This is a genomic window from Planomonospora antibiotica (genome assembly GCF_014647955.1).
In the GTDB taxonomy this organism is placed as follows: Bacteria; Actinomycetota; Actinomycetes; order Streptosporangiales; family Streptosporangiaceae; genus Planomonospora; species Planomonospora parontospora.
The window spans coordinates 13,915-34,590 of record NZ_BMQE01000028.1 but is presented as its reverse complement, the minus strand read 5'-3'; the positions used below and the strand labels follow the sequence as shown (position 1 = coordinate 34,590).

General features: G+C 69.0%; 16 protein-coding genes and 1 pseudogene. 2 read left to right on the top strand and 15 right to left on the bottom strand.

What is annotated here, in order from left to right:
* Positions 1-232: 232 nt before the first annotated feature.
* The 3 genes and pseudogenes from IEZ06_RS37690 to IEZ06_RS23400 all read right to left on the bottom strand — a co-directional run.
* Positions 233-472, bottom strand: a pseudogene (locus IEZ06_RS37690) (ArsR/SmtB family transcription factor); the annotation flags it as partial.
* A gap of 27 nt (positions 473-499) precedes the next feature.
* Complete coding sequence (locus tag IEZ06_RS23405; protein WP_189238837.1) at positions 500-850, bottom strand: VOC family protein; 351 nt, start codon at positions 848-850, stop codon at positions 500-502.
* A 150-nt stretch (positions 851-1,000) separates the two neighbouring features.
* Complete coding sequence (locus tag IEZ06_RS23400) at positions 1,001-2,449, bottom strand: DHA2 family efflux MFS transporter permease subunit (protein WP_189238836.1); 1,449 nt, start codon at positions 2,447-2,449, stop codon at positions 1,001-1,003.
* A gap of 268 nt (positions 2,450-2,717) precedes the next feature.
* Between IEZ06_RS23400 and IEZ06_RS23395 the strand changes: the two genes are divergently transcribed.
* Positions 2,718-4,172, top strand: a complete 1,455-nt coding sequence (locus IEZ06_RS23395) for an LVIVD repeat-containing protein (protein ID WP_229798586.1) — start codon at positions 2,718-2,720, stop codon at positions 4,170-4,172.
* Between the two features lie 74 nt (positions 4,173-4,246).
* On the opposite strand, the gene IEZ06_RS23390 is transcribed toward IEZ06_RS23395, so the two are convergent.
* The 12 genes from IEZ06_RS23390 to IEZ06_RS23335 form a co-directional block, all read right to left on the bottom strand.
* Positions 4,247-4,798 carry a hypothetical protein gene (locus tag IEZ06_RS23390; RefSeq protein ID WP_189238835.1) on the bottom strand — a complete coding sequence of 184 codons (552 nt, stop codon included), beginning with the start codon at positions 4,796-4,798 and terminating at the stop codon, positions 4,247-4,249.
* 27 nt (positions 4,799-4,825) lie between these two features.
* Positions 4,826-5,770: a hypothetical protein gene (locus tag IEZ06_RS23385; RefSeq protein ID WP_189238834.1), complete on the bottom strand. Its 945-nt coding sequence runs from the start codon at positions 5,768-5,770 to the stop codon at positions 4,826-4,828.
* Positions 5,767-6,516, bottom strand: a complete 750-nt coding sequence (locus IEZ06_RS23380; RefSeq protein WP_189238833.1) for an NADPH-dependent F420 reductase — start codon at positions 6,514-6,516, stop codon at positions 5,767-5,769. Before IEZ06_RS23380 ends, IEZ06_RS23385 begins: the two co-directional genes overlap by 4 nt.
* Before the next feature lie 22 nt (positions 6,517-6,538).
* A complete protein-coding gene (locus IEZ06_RS23375) occupies positions 6,539-6,979 on the bottom strand; it encodes an acyl-CoA thioesterase (RefSeq protein WP_189238882.1) in 441 nt (146 codons plus the stop codon).
* On the bottom strand, positions 6,976-12,594 hold the full coding sequence (locus IEZ06_RS23370) for a type I polyketide synthase (RefSeq protein WP_189238832.1): 5,619 nt from the start codon (positions 12,592-12,594) through the stop codon (positions 6,976-6,978). Before IEZ06_RS23370 ends, IEZ06_RS23375 begins: the two co-directional genes overlap by 4 nt.
* A 4-nt stretch (positions 12,595-12,598) precedes the next feature.
* On the bottom strand, positions 12,599-13,552 hold the full coding sequence (locus IEZ06_RS23365) for an enediyne biosynthesis protein UnbU (protein WP_189238831.1): 954 nt from the start codon (positions 13,550-13,552) through the stop codon (positions 12,599-12,601).
* Positions 13,549-15,462, bottom strand: a complete 1,914-nt coding sequence (locus IEZ06_RS23360) for an FG-GAP repeat domain-containing protein (protein WP_203872142.1) — start codon at positions 15,460-15,462, stop codon at positions 13,549-13,551. Before IEZ06_RS23360 ends, IEZ06_RS23365 begins: the two co-directional genes overlap by 4 nt.
* On the bottom strand, positions 15,459-16,424 hold the full coding sequence (locus IEZ06_RS23355; protein ID WP_189238829.1) for a DUF1702 family protein: 966 nt from the start codon (positions 16,422-16,424) through the stop codon (positions 15,459-15,461). Before IEZ06_RS23355 ends, IEZ06_RS23360 begins: the two co-directional genes overlap by 4 nt.
* A 335-nt stretch (positions 16,425-16,759) precedes the next feature.
* Complete coding sequence (locus IEZ06_RS23350; protein WP_189238828.1) at positions 16,760-17,215, bottom strand: SRPBCC domain-containing protein; 456 nt, start codon at positions 17,213-17,215, stop codon at positions 16,760-16,762.
* Positions 17,216-17,266: 51 nt separating this feature from the next.
* Positions 17,267-17,605: an ArsR/SmtB family transcription factor gene (locus IEZ06_RS23345; protein ID WP_189238827.1), complete on the bottom strand. Its 339-nt coding sequence runs from the start codon at positions 17,603-17,605 to the stop codon at positions 17,267-17,269.
* A 232-nt stretch (positions 17,606-17,837) separates the two neighbouring features.
* Positions 17,838-18,554, bottom strand: coding sequence for an ArsR/SmtB family transcription factor (locus IEZ06_RS23340; RefSeq protein WP_189238826.1), 717 nt, complete (start codon positions 18,552-18,554; stop codon positions 17,838-17,840).
* A gap of 39 nt (positions 18,555-18,593) precedes the next feature.
* Positions 18,594-19,880, bottom strand: a complete 1,287-nt coding sequence (locus tag IEZ06_RS23335; protein WP_203872143.1) for an NAD(P)/FAD-dependent oxidoreductase — start codon at positions 19,878-19,880, stop codon at positions 18,594-18,596.
* Between the two features lie 61 nt (positions 19,881-19,941).
* Here IEZ06_RS23335 and IEZ06_RS23330 point away from each other — a divergent pair, with 61 nt between their 5' ends.
* Positions 19,942-20,643 carry an ArsR/SmtB family transcription factor gene (locus IEZ06_RS23330; protein WP_308427681.1) on the top strand — a complete coding sequence of 234 codons (702 nt, stop codon included), beginning with the start codon at positions 19,942-19,944 and terminating at the stop codon, positions 20,641-20,643.
* Positions 20,644-20,676: the final 33 nt, after the last annotated feature.

The window sequence follows — 20,676 nt, the reverse complement described above, 5'->3', positions numbered from 1 at the left end:
CGTGGGCCCGGGCTCCCGGATTCCGGCGAACGTATGCGGCGGGATGCCGAGAGACGCCGGCCGTCACCGCAGAACACGTGAAGCGCTCGCGGCGCCGGACGGACCGTGCGTCCGTGAGGTGCGCCGACGTCATGGGATTATTTTTTTTTCGCTCCGCGTCCTCGGCGGCTTCGCGGGCCAGGTCGAGGCCGGACTGCCAGAAATGTTCGACGAACACGCGGAGTTTGGCCAGGGTCACCTGGCTGGCCCGGTAGAGGCGGCGGGTCCCGTCACGGCGTTCGATGACCAGACCGGCTTCTTTCAGGATCTTCAGATGCTGGGAGACCGCCGACCGGGTGACCTCGAAGTGTTCCGCGATCTGCCCGGCCGGCAGTTCGGTGGATGCGATGAGGCTGAGGATCGCCCGTCGCCGTGGCTCGGCGATCGCCCGAAGGACGACGTCCAGTTCCTCGTCCGTGTTCACGGATCGCATCTCACCGGGAGACATGGCGTCGGCGTCTCAGCGCTGCCAGAGACCGACGCGGTTGCCGTCGGGGTCCCGGAAGACGGCCATGACGCCGATCCCGGGGATGTCGTACGGCAGCGTCTCGCGCTCGCCGCCGAGGGACTCGACCTGCTTGAGGGTGGCCTCGGCGTCCTCGACGACGATGTACAGCACGATGCCCGCGGCGCTGTGCTCACCGGCCTCGCCGATGCCGCCGGGGATGCCCTCGGCGGCGGCGGTGTCGATCATTCCGTAGTTCATCTGGGGGTCGACGTCGATCTTCCAGCCGAAGATCTCCGAGTAGAACGAGCGCGACTTGGCGGCGTCCTTCGCCGTGATGTCGAACCAGGCAACGGGCTTTCCCATGACTCTTCCCTTTCCTGCGATGGTGTTCTGCTACGAGCCGTCCGTCCCTGGGGTCAGGGTGACGGCCCTCCCGGGGGTGGTGATCCGGCAGTCGACGCTCGGAGCCTTCTCCTGCTCCGACGCGTGCTCGGCCGGGAGGATCGAGGGTTTTCAGGAGGTGGCGGGTCCCGGCTGCGCCTCCGGTGGCATCGACGCGGCGGAGGCTTCGTAGTCGGGGCGGCGGATGATCAGCGCGGCGGCGACTCCGGCGAAGGTGATGACTGCGAGCACGATGGTCGCGGGCGTGAATCCCGCCACGAACCGCTCGCTCGCGCCGTACCCCCCGGCCGCGGTGAACACCGCCGCGGCTGCGGCGACGCCGAACACCGCGCCCACCTGGCGGATGGTGTTGCTGACGCCGGCCGCTATGCCGACCTCCATCGGGCTGACCGACCTCATGACCGCCGAGGCCACGGTCGGGAACGCGATGGAGACGCCGATGCCGGCCAGGAGCAGGGGGAAGATCATCGGACCGTAGCCCGTGCCGGCCGAGGCCATCAGCGCGATCGCGAGGAAACCGATCCCGTGCAGCAGCAGCCCGACGATGACCAGGGGGCGCTCCCCCATGCTGTCGGCCATCTTCCCGGCGATCGGCGAGATGAAGATCGCCAGTCCGACCCACGGCAGCAGTCTGATGCCCACGCCGAGCGGGTCGTTGCCCTCGGCCAGCTGCAGATACTGCGCGAAGACGAAGCCGTTGCCGTACAGCGCGGCGGCGAGGACGAAACTGGTCAGGCATCCGCCGGTGAAGCTGCGGTTGCGGAACATGGACAGCGGCATCATCGGGCTGGACGTCCTGGTCTCCCAGATCACGAACAACACCAGCGCGACCGCCCCGCCGACGAACCCGCCGAGGACGGCGGGCGAGGTCCAGCCCACTTCGCCGCCGCGGATGAGGGCTTGGGCGATCCCGAAGACGCCGAGTGTGGAGAGCACGAGGCCCAGCAGGTCGACGGCCCTGGTCTCCCCCCGGGTCTCGGCGATCTTCATCAGGCTCATGACGATGAGGACCACGCCGACCGGCACGTTCAGCCAGAAGATCCACTGCCAGGCGAATCCCTGGATGATCAGGCCGCCGACGAGGGGGCCCGCGGCCACCGCGACACCCGAGATCGCGCCCCAGACGCCGAACGCCGCCCCTCGTTCCTGCGGCGGGGTCGCATCCGCGATGACCGCGAGTGCGAGTGCGATGGCGATGCCGCCTCCGACGCCCTGAAGCGCGCGTGCCGCGATCAGTGTCTCGATCGTGCCGCTCATCGCACACAGGGCCGAGCTGAGGGTGAAGAGCCCCACGCCGGTCACGAACAGCGCGCGGCGGCCGAACCGGTCGCCCAGGGCGGCGCCCGTCAGGATGAACGCGGCGAAGCCGAGTTCATAGGCGCTGACGGTCCAGCCCAGGCCGGAGACTCCGGCGCCGAGCTCTTCGTGCAGGGTGGGCAGCGCGGTCGTCACGACCAGCACGTCGAGGCCGACCATGAAGGAGGCGAAGGAGGCGAGGATCAGGGTCCATCGCTGCCGAGCCTTCGGGTAGGCCGGTAAGGAATTATCACTGAGGGTCATGGCTACTCCAACCAGACAGATTGGCAGTACGAGCAGCGCCCCGTGCCGCAGATCTCCGGGCCCGGCTGCACACGGCGACCGGCTCACGCTCGCAGCCGGATCGGTGATCCGAGGATCACTGCATGGCTCCGAACGTTAGTCTCTCCTTTCGAAAGCGTCAACTGTCATTTGACATTTCGCAAGGGCCGTCGTGCGTCCGGGTAAGATCGGCGGCTCGCCGGATCAACGAGCTATTGACTATATATTTATAAAGTAATCCACTGGATCCATGGAGACAAGCAATCCCGTCAGGCGCGAGGCCGCCGCGCCGCCTCCTCGGCTCGCGCGGCCCCGGTGGGCTCGCGCCGCGCTCGTCCTGGCATCGATCGCGCTGCTCACTCTCAGCGGCAACGCCACGGCCACCGCGGCGGGCGGAAAAGCCGACGACGTCCAGCACAGCAGGAACATCAGGCCCGTCGCGAACATCGCCAAGCAGCCGCCGCTGGACGGCATGTTCTCCCCCACCACCGACCTGGCCTTCACCCGCACGTACGCGATCGCCGGCAACTTCGGCGGTTTCACCGTCTACGACATCGCCGACCCGCGCTCTGCGCGGCTCGTCACCCAGGTGCTCTGCCCCGGAGCCCAAAACGACGTGTCGGTGGCCGGCAACCTGCTCTTCCTGTCCACGGACGACCCGCGCAGCGACGACTCCTGCCAGAGCTCTCCGCAGACGACGCCGGACAGGGACTCCTGGGAGGGCATAAAGATCTTCGACATCAGCGACGTCTCCCACCCCCGGTACGTGACGTCCGTGGAGACGTCCTGCGGTTCGCACACCCACACGCTGGTCCCCGGCAAAGGCCGCAACCGCGGCGCCGTCTACGTCTACGTGTCCTCCTACTACCTTCCCGGGACCGCGCTCCCCGGCTGCGGGCCGCCGCACGACAAGATCACCATCGTGAAGGTGCCGGTGAACGATCCGGCCCGCGCGGCGATCGTCGCCGAGCCCGTTCTGTTCCCCGAGGGAGGCAACCCCGGCGGCGGCGCCACCTGGTACCCCACCACCGGCTGCCACGACCTGACCGTCCACCTGGGCAAGGACCTGGCCGCAGGCGCCTGCATGGGAGACGGCGTCCTCATCGACATCTCCGATCCGGAACGGCCGTATGTCATCACCACCGAACGGGACGCCGCGAACTTCGCCTTCTGGCATTCGGCCGTGTTCAACAACCGCGGCGACAAGGTCGTGTTCACCGACGAGCTGGGCGGAGGTTTCGCTGCCACCTGCAACGAGGCGGTGGGATCCGCCAGAGGCGCCAACGCCGTCTACAAGATCAAGGGCAAAGGCGACCGTCGTATACTGATTCCGCAGAGTTACTATAAGATTCCGCGGCATCAGACCGACACGGAGAACTGCGTCGCCCATTACGGTTCACTCATCCCGGCCGCGGGCCGCGACATCATGGTGCAGGCCTGGTATCAGGGCGGAGTTTCGGTGTGGGACTTCACCGATGCCCGCCGACCGCATGAGATCGCCTACTTCGACCGGGGTCCGCTGTCGCCGACGCAGCTGCTGCTCGGAGGAACGTGGTCGGCTTACTACTACAACGGCTATATCTACGCCACCGATACGCAGAAGGGCCTGGATGTGATCGATATCCGGGACCTTCGCACCGTCACCGCGAAGTTCGTTCGCCATGGCGAGTTCAACGCCCAGACCCAGATCCCCTACCGAGGATGACCGGGTGCATGCTCTCCGTACGGCGTGGCGGTCCTCGCAGGGAGGACGCGAGGACCGCGGCCCGGATGCACCGGTCACCCGACGGGAGCCGGCGCGCAGGTGCAGGTCATGATGGCGCGCTCCTGCGGCGACGGCCGCCGGTGCAGGAGCATCGCGACCACCATGGGGATGAAGACGAGCCCGTTGTAGAACAGGTGGAGCTCCACCCGGGGGACGACGAGCTGGATCAGGCTGGTCGGCGCCGGGCGGCCCAGCAGGTTCATCCCCACCAGTGCCTGGCAGAGCAGGAGCAGGTGCTCGAAATGGTGCCACACCTGGAGGCCGAGCGAGATGTTCCACCAGGTCCGCGCCCTTCCCGTGAAGGCGGGTCGCAGGATGACCAGGCCGATGAGCATGAGCAGGGCGTAACCGTAGTGCAGCCACTCCGAGTGCACCAGCCAGGGGAAGGGGATGCCCAGGACGCCTCTCGCCTCGTGGACCGGCCATCCGAGGGCGTAGATCTGGAAGGCCTGCACGAGGTGCTCGGCCCAGTGGGCCACCACGATCACCAGGTAGACGCCGAGCGCGGTGCGGTGGTGGCGGTCGTTGAGTCCGGCGAGGACGCGGGGGATGCTGTGCGTTGCCATTACGGCCTCCAGGCGGGCAGTGCTCGATCAGTACCAGGTGATCGTCGGGTACCAGATGACGCCGGTGCGGGCGAGGAGCCGAACGTCCCAGTAGAGGAACGTGAACACGCCCGCCACGAGGAAGGCGGAAGCGGTGATCACCGCGGCGCGGCCGGGCTTGGCGGTGATCCAGCGTTGGACGCGGCCGCCTGAGGCGACGGCCAGGAGCAGGAAGATCACGGCCAGGACGACGATGTTCCCCAGCGACTGGACGACGAAGGCGAAGGCTCCGTACAGGGGGTTGCCGCTGTCGGCGACGTCACGGAAAAGCTGCCGGTAGAGCCCGAACGGACGGCCGATGAGGAACGCGCCGATCAGAAGACCCATGACGAGGGAGCGGACGTGGGGGAACCGCCGCGATGCTCCCTCCAGCGGGTCCTTGACGATCTTCAGTGCCGCCAGGCCCAGGTAGCACAGGACGAGGCCGATCACTCCGAAGACCACCATCGACTGGACGAGCCGGGGCGCGAGGCCGCTGCTCACCGTGGCGGTCGAGTACTGGGGCATGTGGGTGCCGAACAACCCGGCGATGACGCCGTAAACGGCGGACACGGCGGTCATCCCGGCGACGAGCCAGCCGAGGGGCGGCAGGGTCTGAGTGAAGCGGCCGCGTACGGAGCGCTCCTGACCCAGCATCGGCGCGACGGCGCCCAGAGCAGCGATGTTGCATGCGGTGAAGGTTCCGCCGAGACCGCTGGCGAAGGCGAAGGCGACGCCTGCCAGGATGCCGGTCATGGGTGCGTCGGCCGGCTCGTGCCCGAGGATCGCGCTGGTGACCCCGTCACCGATGACCTTGTCGACGAAGGGGGCGGACCACAGGACGGTCAGCGCGAAGCCCGTCAGGACGCTGAAGACGATGACGGCACCTCGCCGTGCGGGTTTCGTCTCATGGCCGGTGGAGGACGTGGCCGCTGCGGCCTCGGTGTTGGTCACTTCCGGTTCTCCTTCCGTGATGCGGACGTCGAACCGGGAAGCGGGTGCCCTCGCGGTTCGCTGTGCGTGTGCTCACGGCCGAGGCGCAGCAGGCGGAACCCCACCGCGTCACCCAGCCCTTCCTCCTGGCCGATCCGGCGCAGCAGTTCGGTCAGTCCTTCGATCCATCGGCTGTTGCTCAAAGGCCCGGCGTCGGCCACGTCGAACCCGGCGCGGTCGAGGATCCGGGCCACGCATCGTTTCGCCTCGGGCTCGTCACCGGTGACGGGTACCGTGAAGGGCGGCCCGCCGTGGATGAAAGCGCGGATCTGGCGTGCCGACACGCAGTTGAGGCCTTTGACGACCGAGCTCTTGGGAAAGGCGTCCGCGATCAGTTCGGCCGCCGAGTGGTATCCGGTGCCGTGCAGGTCGGCCGTTGTGGGGTTGGAGACGTCCAGCAGCACCTTGCCGCCGAGACGGTGCCCGATGTCCGGGGCGATCTCCGTGCGGCTGACGTGGACCGGCGTCGCCAGGACGAGCACCTGCGCCGCGGACGCGACCGTCTCCGGGCTCGCCGCCACGGCGGAGGGAAGCCGGGCCGCCAGTGCTTGCGCGGTCCGTCGTCTTCCGCCCGCCAGGTACAGCGGGAAGCCGCGGGCCGCGAACAGTTCTGCCAGGGCGGCGCCCATGGATCCACAGCCGATGACGCCGAGCACGGGCGATCCCCGGTCATCGGACGGAACCTCCGGCCGGCTCGTGCCCGCCATATGTGTCTCCTCCTCGCGCTCGTCAGCGGTGTCGCGTCGCGCCGGAGTAGGCGTCCAGGGCCTGGTACAGCTCCTGGGGGACGTCGATGGGAACCAGATCGTCGCCTGCCCGCTTCATGCAGGCGACCGTCTGGGTGCCGCGGGCCACCAACTGGCCGGGGCCGGAGTGGAGCCGGAAGTAGTCGAAGTCCATGACGATGCGGTTGACGTCGATGTCGCGCAGCGACATCCGGATCGAGACCGTGTCGAACGCGAACAGTTCCGCGAAGTACTCGCACGAGCAGGAGACCGTCACCAGGGCGAGGTCCTCGGCGAGACTCCTCAGCACGCCGGGGGCGTGTGCGGCCAGGAACCTTTCCCTGCAGGCGCCCTGCCAGGTGAGGTAGTTGGCGAAGTAGACGTTGCCGACGAGGTTGGTGTCGGCGAAGGTCACCAGATGCTCATGGGAGAAGTAACGCTTCACGAGCCTCCTTTCAACATGACGGTGATCGCCGCGGGACGGCGTTCGTCTCCGACGGGGATCACCACGGAAGCGAGGTGGTCGGCTCCGCTGCGCAGCAGGAGCCAGCCCTGCTCGTAGGCGCCCTGGATGGTCAGCGGGGACTGGGCGGCCGCGCGGCCGGACTTGGCCAGGCATTCGCGGGCGGTCCACAGCCGGGTGAGCACGTGACCTTCCGGCTCACCGGTCAGCTTGGTGATCTGCTCGGCCTGCCCGGCCCAGGCCTTCTCCGCCCGCAGGTGCCCGGGATCGTCCGTCACCCACTCCCAGTCGCAGGTCAGCGGCGTGGACCCGCTGATCTGCAGGATCAGGTCATCCAGGTGGCTGCGGCCGATGGCCGGATCCGGCGCTCCGCGGTGTGCGCTCCTCCTGCCGGCGGTCCTGCCTTCGGTCTTGGGCCGGACCGCGACGTGGACGGGGGTGCCGGGCAGCAGAGTCTCCAGGCTCCGTTCGAGGTAGGGGCCGATGAGCACGTCCGGGTATCCCCCGCTCGGCTCGATCGGGCCGACGTCGCGAAGCCGCAGCCCCGTCCAGGCGGTCACGGACCTGCCGCGGTGATCGCGGGCGATGACGTCGTAGGTGTACTCCGCTCCCGTGTGCTCGCGTTCGACCGCGGTGAGGATCAGATCGCCGTCGCGTGACCCGGGCTGGACGGTGAAGGCGTCACATCCCACAGGGAGCAGGCGCCGGTTCGGCACGCACGCCTGCAGGACGTGAACGGTGGCATCGTGGACCGAAGGGTCACCGAACTGTAGTCCGCCCCGGACGCCCGGCCCGAATCGCCACCTGTCCTCCGCCGCCAGGACGGCCGTGCAGGCCGTCGCCTGGAGGTGGTCGTAGCCGCGCAGGCGCTGGAAGAGGGGACCGTGGAAGAACGTGGGCCCGTACAGATCGCGTCCCCGGTGCGCGGGCAGTTGCGAGCGCCCGGCGGGGAGGTCCACCGGCTCCGGCGGGCAGAGCGGCACGCGACCGGAGAAGTGGTCGACGGCGAAGCCGGTCTCGTCGCTGCGGATGACGACCTCGACGTCGCCGCCGTCCCCGACGAGGGCGCAGATCCTGATCGTGCGGGCCGTACCCTCCGGGATGATCACCGGCCGGTCGAACCGGCAGTCCTCCAGACCGGTGACGGGGCGTCCGGTGAGCACGGTGGCGGCCTGGGCCATGGCCTCGATCGCGCAGACGGCGGGCAGGACCATGAGGCCGTCGATGCGATGGTCGCGCAGGTAGGGATCGCGCTCGGCGTCGAGCTCCGCCTCCGCCACCAGTTCGACGCCGGCGAGCATCGTGCGCACCCGGCGAAGGTACGGATGGCCGCCGACCGGCTGGGGGGACTCCAACTGGGGCAGCCGGCCGGCGACGACGACGGACGGCTCGGCCGGACGGGCCGCGAGCAGCTTTCGTAGCAGTGCGATGCCGGTCTCCACCGGCAACGGGACCACGCCGGCCCGCATGAGGCCGTCGAGGACGTCGAGCCGTTCCCCCATGCCGGCGCCGGACCATGCGGTCCAGTCCATGTTCCAGACCCGGCACCCGGGCAGGTCGCGGGCCAGGACGCGGGCCAGCTCGCGCATCCGGCCGTTGGCCAGCGCGTAGTGGGCCTCGCCCGGCAGGCCGAACCTGCCGATGACCGACCCGTAGGTGATCAGCAGGCGCAGGGACGCGGTGTCGAGGGCGTCGACGAGTGCACGCAGGCCATGGTATTTGGGCGCGGCGTGCTCGGCGTAGTCGGCCGCGCCCAGCCCGGCGAAACGCTTCGGACGGTTGACACCGCTGCTGTGGACGACCGCGGTGACCTGTCCGAGCTCTCCGGTGATGCGCGCGACGGCCTGCCGTACGGCCGACGTGTCGGCGATATCGGCGGTCACGTAGAGGTGCGGGATGTTCAGCTCTTCCATCAGGGAGAGGTTCGCGCGCAGCTCGTCGTCGTCCTGCGGCCTGCTGCGGCCCAGGAGCGCGATCCGGGCCCCGTACGACCGGCCGAGGGCGAGCGCGGTCTGGAATCCGATGCCCTTGCCGCCGCCGGTGACGAGGACGACGTCGTCACCGCCGAGCGGCGCCTCCTGGGCGGGGGGAAGCGGGAGGGGCGCGTACGTGAGGGTGCAGATCCTGCCGTTCTCGTCGATCACGAGCTCGGGGTGCTCGTCCGGGGAGGAACGCAGGGCGCGGGCGACCGCGGCGGCGGTTCCGGCAGACGCCCCGCCGATCCAGCGGACCGCCCGGTCCGGGTGCTCCTGGCGGATCGTGGCCAGGTAGCCCGCGGCCGTGTCCCCGTGCTCGATCACGGCGAGCGGGACCGCCTTGTCGACCGCGGCCTTCGCGATGTCGAGGAGCCCCGCGATGTCCTGGTCGTCGGGGTCCTCCGGCAGGAGGACCAGCTCGGCCGAGGGCTGCCAGTCATCGGTGCGCAGCAGCGGCTCCAGCTCGGCGCGCAGCGCGCCTCTCCCCCATACCCGCCAGGTGTGGTCGGTGGCCTCCTCCGTCAGCTCGACGGGTTCGTGACGCGGGCCCAGGATCCGATGCCATTCGGCCACCCCGGCGGGCACCGCAGGCTCATGGGCGTCGTCCGATACGGCAGGCAGCGCTTCGATCAGACCGATCAGCTCCGACACCGACACATCGGACGCGACCAGTGGTTCCACCGGGGCGGCGCGCAAGCATGCTGCGGCCGCCTGGGTGACGATCTGCACCACCCGCAGCGAGTTCAGGTGCAGGTCGCTCAGCAGCCGGTCGTCGCCGCCGATGGCGTCGACAGGCAGTTCGATGGCCTCGGCCACCACTCTTCTGACGGCGGAGGAGACGTCCTCCTGCAGGCCGTGTTCCTCGGCCGGAGACGAAGGGGCGACGGGAACCGGCACACCGGGCAGCGCGAGAGATTCCGGTGCCCGCTCGCAGGGGTTCTCAAGGAACGTGGGATCCCGCCACAGGTCGAACTCCCGGTGGAAGCGCTCGGCGAACATCGGCCGCAGGTCGTCCACGGCGCCGCAGGCGTACAGCGCTCCGGCCGCGTGGCACAGCTGCCGGCCCGAGGTCGCGCCGATGTCCAGGGCGAAGGCCGGGACACCGGTGATGTCACCGGCGAGCGACGCGAGCGCACGTCCGGGACCGACCTCGATCAGCAGGTCGCAGGACTTGGCCAGCTCCGATACGGCCTGGCGGAAGAGCACCGGGGCGGTCAGCTGCACGGTGAGCAGCCGGCGGACGTCGGCGTCGCCGTCGAGGAGCCCTCCGCTCACCGTGGAGTACACCGGACGGGCCGGGGCGTCCAGGGTGACCTGGTCGAGGTAGGACGCCAGCCGGGGTTCGGCCGCGGTGAAGGCGGGCGAGTGGAAACCGTGGCTGACGCTCAGCCGCTTGGCGACGATGTCCTGCTCGCGGCACCGCTCCAGGATCCGATCCAGGTCCCGGACGGGACCGGCCACCACGTGTGCGGTTCCGTGGTCGGCGGCGATGACGGCCTCGGTTCCGGCGATGAGCCGGCGGAGCGGCTCATCGCCGGCGATGATCGAGGCCATCCCGGTGAAGGGCGCGCCGTGCTCGCCCATGATGCGGCCCCGGGTCGTGACCAGGTCGACGGTGTCGCCCTCGGAGAGTGCCCCGGCCCAGTGCAGGGCGGTGATCTCGCCGAGGCTGTGCCCGACGGCTCCGCAGGCGTCGACGCCCAGCCGGTTCAGCCAGCGCAGTCCCGCCAGGGACGCCTTGACGATAGCCGGCTGGGCCACGGCCGTGTCGACGGTGCCGGTGTGGGAGGGCGCCTTGTCGAAGAGGTCTTCGACCTCGGGGAGGACGACGCCGAGCGCGCCGGGCCCGGCCGGCACGGCGGTTCCCTGCCCGGTGAACAGTAGGCCCGCTTGTCCGGGTGCGCCGCTTCCGACGCAGATCCCGGGCAGTGTGACGAGTCTGTCGTCACGGCGGTCTGCGACGAGCTGAGCGGCCTGCCGGGCCCGGCGGGCGAGCTGTTCCGGGTCTGCCGCCACCACGGCGGCACGGTGGGGACGGCGAGCGCCCGCCGCCGTCCGTGCCAGGCCTGCGGCCAGGTCCACCTGCTCGGCGAAGGAGAGGGCTGCGGCGACGCAGGCCGCGCGGTCGAGTTGCGCGACGAGATCCTCGGCTGAGGCCGCCCCGAAGACGAACACCTCGTGACCGAGCGGGTGCCGGGCGACGCGCCGCTCCCTGGCGGTGAACGCGGGGCGCCGGCGCGGCGCCGGTGATTCCAGGACCAGGTGCGTGTTGATCCCGCCGAAGCCCATGGCGCTCACCGCTGCGCGCAGCGGAGCCTCCTGCGGCCAGGTCTCGGCGTCGCGGACCACGCGCAGCGGCACCGCGTGAGCACGCAGCAGTTCGTGTGGCTCCTCGCACCCCGTCGTCGGCGGGATCACCTGCCGGTGCAGGGCCATGGTGGCTTTCAGGAGTCCGGCCACCCCGGCTGCGGCCTTGGTGTGGCCGATGTTCGCCTTGACGGAGCCCAGCGCGGCGGGATCCAGAGTCCTCATTCCGCGCTGCGCCTCGGCCAGAGCGGCGATCTCCACGGCGTCGCCCACGGCCGTCCCGGTCCCGTGCCCCTCGAACAGCGCCACGGTCTCCGGCCCGAACCCGGCCTGCTCGTAGGCCCGTTGGACGGCGAGCAGCTGGCCTGCCCGTTCCGGCCGGGTGATCCCTCCCCGGCCGTCCGAGGAGACACCCCAGCCGCGGATCAGGGCCAGCGGCCGCCGGCCGGCCGCGACCGCGTCCTCGGCCCGCATCAAGACCACCATGCCGCATCCCTCGCCCGGCCAAAAACCGGTGGGGTCGGCGTCGTAGACCCGCATCGCGGAGGTGGCGAGTGCACCGGTCCGGGCGAACCCCACGAGTTCGAACGGGTCGAGGCTCAGGTCGACACCACCGGCGACGGCCACGTCGATGTCCCCGGCTCGCAGTGCCCGGGCCGCCGTGATGACGGAGAGCAGGGAGGACGAGCATGCTCCGTCCACGGTGTATCCGCCGCCGTGGAGATCGAAGTGGTTGCAGATGCGACCGGCGATGGTGTTGGCCAGACCGCCGGCCAGGGTCTCGTCGTTCGGCTCCGGGAAGGGACTTTTGTACGTCTGCTCGAGGCCGGCGAGAAAGCGCGCCTGGGCTTCGGGAGCCCACCCCTCTGCGGTCAGCGCGTGCTGGAGTACACGGCGCACGTAGGGCCAGCGCAGCCGCAGTACGGAGGCGCGGCTGAACTCTCCGTTCATGCTGTTGCCGATGACGACGCCCACGCGGTCGCGGTCGAGGCCGCGGCCGTCGGGATGGCCCGCGGAAGCGAGCGCGTCCGCGGCGACCTCCAGGGCGAGCCAGTGGGCGGGGTCGGTGACGCGGTAGGTGGGACCTGGGATCCTGAACCGGGTCCGGTCGAAGGTCCAGCCCTCCAGCACTGCGGCGAACCTGGCGTAGGTGCCGTCGGCGCCGGCGGCCGCGTAGTCGTCGAGGTTGAGCCGCCTGGGAGGGAGGGGGCGAAACGCCCTCCGCCCGGACAGCACCATCTCCCACAGCTCGTCGGGGTCGCCGGCATCGGGATACCGGCAGGCGGCGCCGACGATCGCGATGGGTTCGTACATCAGGTCACGTCCTGTTCGCGGCTTGCTCGGGTGCGAGGTTCGGGAGGGAACGCCGGGTCGAGGCCTCGCGGGCCGGAACAGGCACCGGCTGCTCGCGGTGCCGGCGCAGGGAGACGACGGCGAGCGCCGCGCCCCGGACGGCGCACACGATGACCAGCGCGAAGAAGAGCCCGAACGAGATGTGGAGGTGCACCAGCAGCCCGTACACCGCGGCGGCCGCGACTCCGAACAGCACCTGGCGTTCCGGCTTGACGGGGGTCGTGCCCGGGTCGGTGATCATGTAGTTGGTGAAGAGCACGAATGCGGTTCCGGTCATCACGGTCAGCGCCGTCACCGTCGCCGTCCCGTCGATCGCCGTACGGATCACGGCTTGGGCGGCGAAGGCGCCCACCCAGCCGAGGATCAGTGGCATCTTCTTCGTGAGCATGGCGTTGAGCAGCGTGCCGGAGGCGAGGATGACGACCGGGATGATCCAGTCGAGTGGTCCGCTCACCCACTCGGTGAAGTGGTAGGGCGGTGCGATCCCGACCCAGGGGAAGAGCAGGAGGACGGCGACTATGCCGGTGTTGGACGGGTTGAGCACGTGCCGGAAGGCGCCGTTGAGCCGTACCCGGATCAGGTACTTCGAGGTGATGGCCACGATGACCGCGAGGATCACCGGCTCGAGGCGGTCGTTGGCGTAGAGCAGCATGGCGCAGGCCAGGGCGCTGATGTGCGCGGGGAGCAGGAAGTCGATCAGCCGGACCCAGCCACCGGCGTACTTCACCGGCCGCCGGTTCACCGTGGCGTCGAGCTTCTCCAGGCCGAGCTCCAGCCCGTAGGCCGCCGCAAGGGCGACGAGCGGCGTTGCGTAGGCCTGTTCGAAGCCCAAAACGGTGTGCCCGAGCAGGTTGAAGGCGGTGATCGATATCGCGAAACGGCGCAGTGCGCTCGTGCGCGGGTCGGAGGGGGGTTTCATCGGGTGATCTCCCGTGCTGAGCCGTCGGTCGTGAGCAGGACGGTGTGCCAGCCTGGGGCCAGCGACAGGTCGGTGTCGTGCCGGGTGCCGCAGGCGTCCCGCCAGGTGACGGTCACGTTCGCACTCGTGGCTCTGCCGTCGAGGGCGAAGAGCAGTTCGGGTGAGGAGACGCCGGCGTGTCCGGCGGCCGGGTACACCTGCGCCGTCCTGACGCCGGCCGCTCCGGAGCGGACGAGGGCGGTGGCGCCGATCGCAGGGGTCGTGGCCGCGTCGGGGGCTCCGCCGCAGGTCGCCGGGCGCACGAGCTGGATTCCCAGGAAGGGGCGCTGGGCGCTGCGGTTGTTGCGGTGGAGGAAGGACTGCCGCCACTGGTTGGCCACGGCGTAGTCGAGCCGTCCGTCGTGGTCGATGTCGGCCAGGGCCATTCCTCGGGTGGGACCGCGGTTGTCGATCCCCAGCCGGGTGGAGAGGTCGTGGAATCTGCCGTCCGGCGCCCGTACGAAGAACCTGTCGGGGTCGTCACCGGAGAGATCGTCTCCCGGGCTGAAACGTGGCCACATGTGCGGGTTCTTCAGGAGCTCGTCGTTGGTCATCGCCAGTTCCTGCAGTTCCGGCCAGCGGTTGCTCGTGCCCTTGATGAAGCCGGTGGCCTGCAGGATCTGCACCTGACCGTCTCCTGCGAAGTCGCCGGTCTTCAGGTCCCACCCCCATCCGGAGCGGGAGATGCCGAGGGGTTCGCTGCGGTCGTCGTAGAAGGCGGTCCCGTCTTCGCCCAGCACCTTCTCGCGTGTGCTGACCCAGGCGAAGTTGCTCTCGTGCAGTGCGTAGTCCTCGGTGATGTTGCTGACCACCATGTCGGGGACGTCATCCTGGTTGAGGTCGGGGAAGGCGACCCCCATGCCCTTGAACGAGTCCTTTCCCAGCACCTTCGACTTGGGGGTGGTGAAGTGGCGTGCTCCTTCCATCAACCGGAACCGGGGCTTGCCCGGTGTGGAGATGTTGTGCAGCAGCCGGTCGGGACCGAAGTCGTTGGCGACGTACAGTTCGGCGAGCCCGTCGGCGTCCAGGTCCTGGGCGCCCAGGGCGAGCGTCCAGCCGTTCGCCATCTCGGAAGTGAACGCCCCGGCCGCCTCGCTGAAGCGCGCCTGTGGTGCCTTGCCGCCGTGCGCTTCCTGGAAGAGCAGCACGCGGTTGCGTCCGGCGTTGTAGCCGCCCGACATCGAGTCCTGCATCTGGAGTTCGGGCTGGTCGGCCTTGGGGTCGAGAACCCGCGCCCCGTCCGGGAAGTAGTTGCCCAGGGCGATGTCGGTGTGGCCGTCGCCGTCGAGGTCGGCCAGGGAGACGGCGTTGGTGTTCCAGACCTGATAGGGCCGGATGAGTTCCTGCCGGGTGAAGGAGGGGGACGCGAGCGGTTCGGCGTTCCTCAGGAAGAGCACGGGTGAGCGGCCCCAGTAGTAGACCAGCGCGTCCGTCCGCCCGTCCTCGTTGTAGTCGGAGGGCACGCAGCCCATCGGCGCCATGGTCGCGTCGTAGGGGAGGCCGGACGGCTCGAGTGCGACGGGCGTGAAACGGTTGCCGGTGGTGGGGGCCGGCTGCAGGGTGACCGACTCATCACGCGGGTCGACGAGACAGACGTCGTCCGCCCGCCCGTTGGCGTCGAAGTCGGCCAGGGCGACGGCGGCCCCCAGAGAGGAGATCCAATGGTTGATCTTCTCGTAGGCGGGCGCCACGGTACGGATGTCGCGGGTCGTGGCGGCCGAGTTCAGCGGCAGCCTCTCGAAGGAGAAGTCCTGGGCCAGGGAGGCGATCGTCGCCGGAGACGCCTCGGGCAGCCGTGCGACCTGCCATCCCCCGATGACCAGAACAGCGGCGCAGAACTGGGCCAGCCGGGCCTTGATGCGTCCTTTCACCTGGTCACTCCTCCGGTGTGCAGGGTCCAGGCATGACGGATCCGAGCGCGCCATCCCTCGTAGTCGTGTAATGTCACGTGCCCGTCGGGCACGGCGTGCAGTGCCTCGTCGGTCCATCCGGCCGCGGTCTCCGGCTCGGCGCCGGTGAGAGCCCGTACGGCGGCCGCCACCTGCGGGGTGACTCCCCCGGACAGGTGGTGGGCCTTCGCCGCGAAGGCCGAGCCCTGCGCCAGGTGCTCGTGGTAATCCGTCGACGTCTTCAGCAGCCGCTCCAGGATGTCTGCCGATTGGGCGCCCGTGTAGCCGGCCGCCAGACCGATTCCCGCCCACAGATCGGCTCGGCGGTTCGGCGGGAAGCCGGCGATGGTGCCGGCGATGCGATCCGGTTCGGCTCCGGCGTAGAACCACAGCGCCCGTCCGACCCCCTGATCCCGGATCGGCAGGACCGGCCCCCGGGCGGCCCGTTCGACGCGGCCGGAGAAGACGTGAGCCGGCCGGAAGAACGCCTGGTGAAATCCCCATCCGTCCCAGGCCAGCCATCGCAGCAGCCGGTGACCGGATCGGATCCCGGTCCAGGGACGCAGGCGCATGCGCGCGTAGGCCCATCCCACTCCGACGTGGATCAGGTGGGGGTAGTGCTGTCCGGCTCCGTTGTGCAGAGCGTGCAGGCGGCGGCCTCTCGTGCCGGTGAGCAGGTCCAGCAGCGCCGTGCTCATGGCGGCTCCTTCGAACGCGAAACCGCGTAGACCCGGGTCGAGCCGCGTGAAGGCGAGCTCTCCGGGCTCCTGGGCGAGCGCAGCGTTGTAGCCGGTGGCGAAACTCCTCACGGCGGCGTCGAGCGCCGGCCGCGCCTGGGGGGAAGCGGGTGCGAAGCCTCGCCTGCCGAGATCGAGATCGTTGACGTCGAGGGCGAGCGGCCGGCGGATTAACGATCTTAGTAATGAGCCCGAAGCGGTCATCATCCAAACCCCATTGCATTCGAGAGAGGCCTGGAAAGCAACTAATAACATGGGCAAGCGGATGTCAACACGAAATCAACCGCAAGGGCGCGACCTGGGAGAACAAATTATATAATAATCTTTTGAATAATGTGCCGCCGTGAACCGGTCGCCACGCGCGTGCACTCGCGGATTAATTCGATCGGTGACCGGTGAGTGCATGATTGGAATACAACGGCGATATGCGGCAACGGTCAAGGGAGGTGTTGGCAGACGATGCCAAGCACCCTGCCGCGCAGGATCCGGCGGCAGCGGCCCATGCCGAGGCGGCCGGCGAGTGAAGTACCAGTTCAGAGGGATTAAGCAGAGCAGGCCGACTGGAGGCGGCCAAGGATCATCGGCCAACCCGACCGGTGCGCCAAGTAGTAGTCCATGAGCAGGGGCGTGAGGTTCTCCCAGCCCTTATGGATCATTTCCACACGGGTGAGAGAAGGGCCCAGGGGCTTGAAGACGAGTTCGACTTCCGTGAAGACGGGACCTTGAACGACTTCCCAGGTGAAAGCCACCCGTGCCGGCGGCTCCCAGTGCAGGATATGTCCCCAGTCGCGCTCTCGGCCATCCTTCAGCACTTCGTAGATCCGGCCGCCGACATGTTCTTCAACGCGCACGTCCTGAACATTTCCCGGCTCGATGGCGAACGAGTCGATGGGCCACCACGTCACCAGCTGCCTGGTAAAGGTGCCGAAGGTCCGGGCCTGATCCGCCTCAACGGTGACGGCATGGCGGATCGGCTCCACCCCGGTCGAGCTTTTCATCGGCGTGACCTCAGCAGACGGCGGAACGGCGCTCCCAGTCTGCCAGATATGTCAGCCGACCGCCGACTCGTTACGCACTCCGACATCAATGCCCTCAACCGTGTCACGCGCCCTGATCATGCTGTCCCGCCACAGGGACTCGACAAGGTCGCGGAGCTGAGCCAGAGCTTCCTCGCTGGCACGGTAGATCCGGCGAGTACCGTCGCGTCGTTCAACGATCAGCCCGGCGTCCTTGAGCACCTGCAGGTGCTGGGAGACCGCTGAACGAGTGACCTCGAAGTGCTCAGCGATGCGCCCCGCAGGCAGTTCCTCCGTGGCCACGAGGCGCAGGATCGCACGCCTGCGAGGCTCGGCGATGGCTCGCAGCACGTCGTCCAGGTCCCCGCTCATGTCTTCGATTCTAGCGAGCGACCAGGCCAGTGCCGTTCCTCATCGCCGGCCGGGCGTGCATCCCGGCCGGCCGGGCTTTCGCAGGAAGAGATCCTGCTCCATCGTGGGGCTGTCAACTCGCCCACCTCGCACCCACCGCCCGAACTCGATCGGGGGTGTCGCTTAACCGGAGATCAACTTATCATAAGCTTCCCTTTCGTTAGCGTCAACTGCCGGAGACGTCTGATGCGCCCTACGCGGAAGCACGGGCGTACGCCCGCGGGCGCGCAGGCACGACATGGCTGCGCCGGATCTGCGATTCCGCCGGAAGGCAGTGCAGGCGCCATTCCAGCATCCCCTCCTCCAGCCGGCGCGCACACCGGCCGTGCGCCCGCAGCAGCCAGACCGCCTCCCGGGACAGAAGGCAGTGGGCGCTCCGGCAGTAGGCGATGACCTCACCGCCCACGGGAATCTCGCTGATCCTGGATCGGAGCTCCTCCAGCGGGATGGAGATCGCCCCGGGGATGTGCGCGGAGGCGTACTCCACCGTCGGCCGTACGTCGATGAGCACCGTCTTGCCGTCCCACAGCTTGCGCAGCACCTCCTCCCGGGTCACAACGTCAGCGGGGTGGGCCGAGCCGGCACGACCGGCGCTCAGCGCCTCGGCTGCGGGCAGGCGGTGCTGGGAGACCTGCCGGAGGGTGGCGTACAGGGAGGCGACGTCCTCACCGGCGAGCCGGTAGAAGATCCGCGTTCCCTCCCTGCGGCTGCACACCAGCCCGGCGTCCCGCAGCACCTTGAGTTGAGCGGAGGTGTTGCCGACGGGGACGTCGGCGGCGGTCGCCAGATCCTCGACGTTGCGCTCGGCCTGAGACAGCAGGTCGAGGAGATGGAGGCGGACAGGATTCGCCATGGCCTTGGCCACGCGAGCGAACTCGCTGAGCACGGTGCTCATCGTGTGCGTGGACATGCTCACCACTTCTTTCCAGACCAAGGAGACGGGCGGGGGCTAGGCGTTCCAGCGTTTGAGCCAGTCGGCCTCCTGGTCTGCTTTCTCCTGGTGAAAAAGAGCGGAAGGCTCATACAGCGTCACCTCGGGTGCCGGCGGTTCGAGGAAGTTCCCCTCCCCCTTGGCCGCCAGGTGACCTCCCAGTTCGATGTAGCAGGATCCGTAGCCCGTGAACCAGGGTTCCGGGGCGTCGTACCCGAGGTGGCGTGCCACCCCGGAGGCGATCACATCGGCCGCCCCTTCAGCGAACACGGCCGCCTTGGGCAAGGGCTTGCCGTTGGGAAGGGTCAGCAGCGTCGCATCGCCCAGCGCCCACACCCCTTCGGTCCCCGTGGCCAGAGTGCGCGCGTCGACGGGGATCCATCCGGCGCCGCCCAGGCCCGTCCCCGCTGCGGAAGCGGGCGGCCGGTGCGGCGGCACGACGGCCAGAAGGTCGAAGCCCTCGCGGCTCCCATCGCGGAAGACCAGTTCCCGCGCGTCACCGTCGACCTTCTCCACCGCCCGCTGGGCAAGGAAGCCGATGCCGTGATGGCTGAGCATGTCCACGAGCGCCTGGCCCACGACGGGACCGGCGACGGGCATGGGCAGCGGATCCGGAGTGATGGTGTCCACTTGCACGTGTTCCCGTACCCCCTGTTCCCGCAGCAGGTCCGCGGCCAGGAACGCGGCTTCGAAAGGAGCTGCGGGGCACTTGAAGGGCAGGCCGGCGATCAGCACCACCAGACGGCCCTGGCGCAGGTCCAGCAGCTTCCGGTGAAGGGAGAGCGCGCCCTCGGCGGTGTAGAACTCCGCGGCGCTTTCACTCTCGAGCGCTTCCGCCAGCCCGGGGACCTGGGAGGGAGCCAGCTCCGCTCCGAGCGCGATCACCAGGGCGTCGCAGTCGAACGCACCGGCGTCGGTGAGGACTCGGCGCCGTTCCGGCTCGATGAGCGTGACGGACGCAGTGATCATCTCGATGCCCGGCAGGGCGGTGGCCGTCGGCCGGACCCGGACGTCCTCGGGGGTACGCCACCCCCGCATGATCCACAGCAGGGACAGGCCCAGCGTCCCGTCGAAGGAACGGTCGATGAGGAGGATGCGGTCTTTGTCGGGAAGCCGCTCGCGAAGACGGCTTGCGACGGTCAGGCCGCCGACACCGGCCCCGAGGACTACAACGGTCTTTGACATGGTGCAGAGCTCCCGCCGAACTGAGACGTGATCATCTTTTCGGTGCGGACACGCAGCAGAAGAGCCATCGATCAGGCTCGGACGCGCTGGATCGCCACGACCAGCGCAGACGTCGTTCATCGGTGCTTGACGAAGCAAGGAAAACGGGGACAGTGACGATCGAAAAAAGCTATACTCCTCCATGCATCCATTAATCCATTGCTCCTTGGAGGATTATATGGTCGGAGATCCGGCTAGGAAAGCCTCCCTTTTCGACCAAATCGCCCGGGTCGGTAAGGCTCTCGGTCATGGGAAGCGGCTAGAGCTCCTTGACCTGCTCGCACAGGGAGAACGAAGCGTCGAGATCCTGGCCCAGACCGCAGGCTTGGGCGTCACGAGCACCTCGGCCCATCTGCAGACCCTCAAACAGGGCGGCCTGGTCTCCACCCGCCGCGAGGGGACCCGTGTGCTCTACCGCCTGGCCGGTGACGACGTCGTCGACCTGTACGCGCGTCTGCGCAACGTGGCGGCCACCCACCTGGCGGACGTGCAGGTCGCGGTGGCTGCGTACCTGGGAGAGCACACCGAGGAGGTCACCCGCGAGGAGCTGCTCGAACGGGCGGCTTCGGGACAGATCACCGTGCTGGACGTCCGTCCTTACGAGGAGTTCGAGGCCGGGCACATCCCCGGCGCCGTCTGCATCCCCATCGACGAGCTGCCGGACCGGCTGAACGAGCTGCCGGTCGACGCCGAGATCGTGGCCTACTGCCGCGGCGCCTACTGCGTGTTCGCGCCGGAGGCGGTGCGCCTGCTCGCCAGTCGCGGCATGAACGCCAAGCGCCTCGCCGACGGCATGCTCGAATGGCAGGTGGCGGGCCTGCCGGTGGAGAGCGGAGGCGCGTGACGGGCCTTCCTTGCGGCGAAGGGACCCGAGACG

Coding starts and splice junctions, on each gene's coding strand:
- IEZ06_RS23365 (WP_189238831.1), bottom strand. CDS start 13,552: ATGAAACCCCCCTCCGACCCGCGCACGAGCGCACTGCGCCGTTTCGCG.
- IEZ06_RS23405 (WP_189238837.1), bottom strand. CDS start 850: ATGGGAAAGCCCGTTGCCTGGTTCGACATCACGGCGAAGGACGCCGCC.
- IEZ06_RS23390 (WP_189238835.1), bottom strand. CDS start 4,798: ATGGCAACGCACAGCATCCCCCGCGTCCTCGCCGGACTCAACGACCGC.
- IEZ06_RS23355 (WP_189238829.1), bottom strand. CDS start 16,424: ATGATGACCGCTTCGGGCTCATTACTAAGATCGTTAATCCGCCGGCCG.
- IEZ06_RS23330 (WP_308427681.1), top strand. CDS start 19,942: ATGCATCCATTAATCCATTGCTCCTTGGAGGATTATATGGTCGGAGAT.
- IEZ06_RS23345 (WP_189238827.1), bottom strand. CDS start 17,605: ATGAGCGGGGACCTGGACGACGTGCTGCGAGCCATCGCCGAGCCTCGC.
- IEZ06_RS23335 (WP_203872143.1), bottom strand. CDS start 19,880: ATGAACGACGTCTGCGCTGGTCGTGGCGATCCAGCGCGTCCGAGCCTG.
- IEZ06_RS23395 (WP_229798586.1), top strand. CDS start 2,718: ATGGAGACAAGCAATCCCGTCAGGCGCGAGGCCGCCGCGCCGCCTCCT.
- IEZ06_RS23340 (WP_189238826.1), bottom strand. CDS start 18,554: ATGTCCACGCACACGATGAGCACCGTGCTCAGCGAGTTCGCTCGCGTG.
- IEZ06_RS23370 (WP_189238832.1), bottom strand. CDS start 12,594: ATGTACGAACCCATCGCGATCGTCGGCGCCGCCTGCCGGTATCCCGAT.
- IEZ06_RS23380 (WP_189238833.1), bottom strand. CDS start 6,516: ATGGCGGGCACGAGCCGGCCGGAGGTTCCGTCCGATGACCGGGGATCG.
- IEZ06_RS23350 (WP_189238828.1), bottom strand. CDS start 17,215: ATGAAAAGCTCGACCGGGGTGGAGCCGATCCGCCATGCCGTCACCGTT.
- IEZ06_RS23400 (WP_189238836.1), bottom strand. CDS start 2,449: ATGACCCTCAGTGATAATTCCTTACCGGCCTACCCGAAGGCTCGGCAG.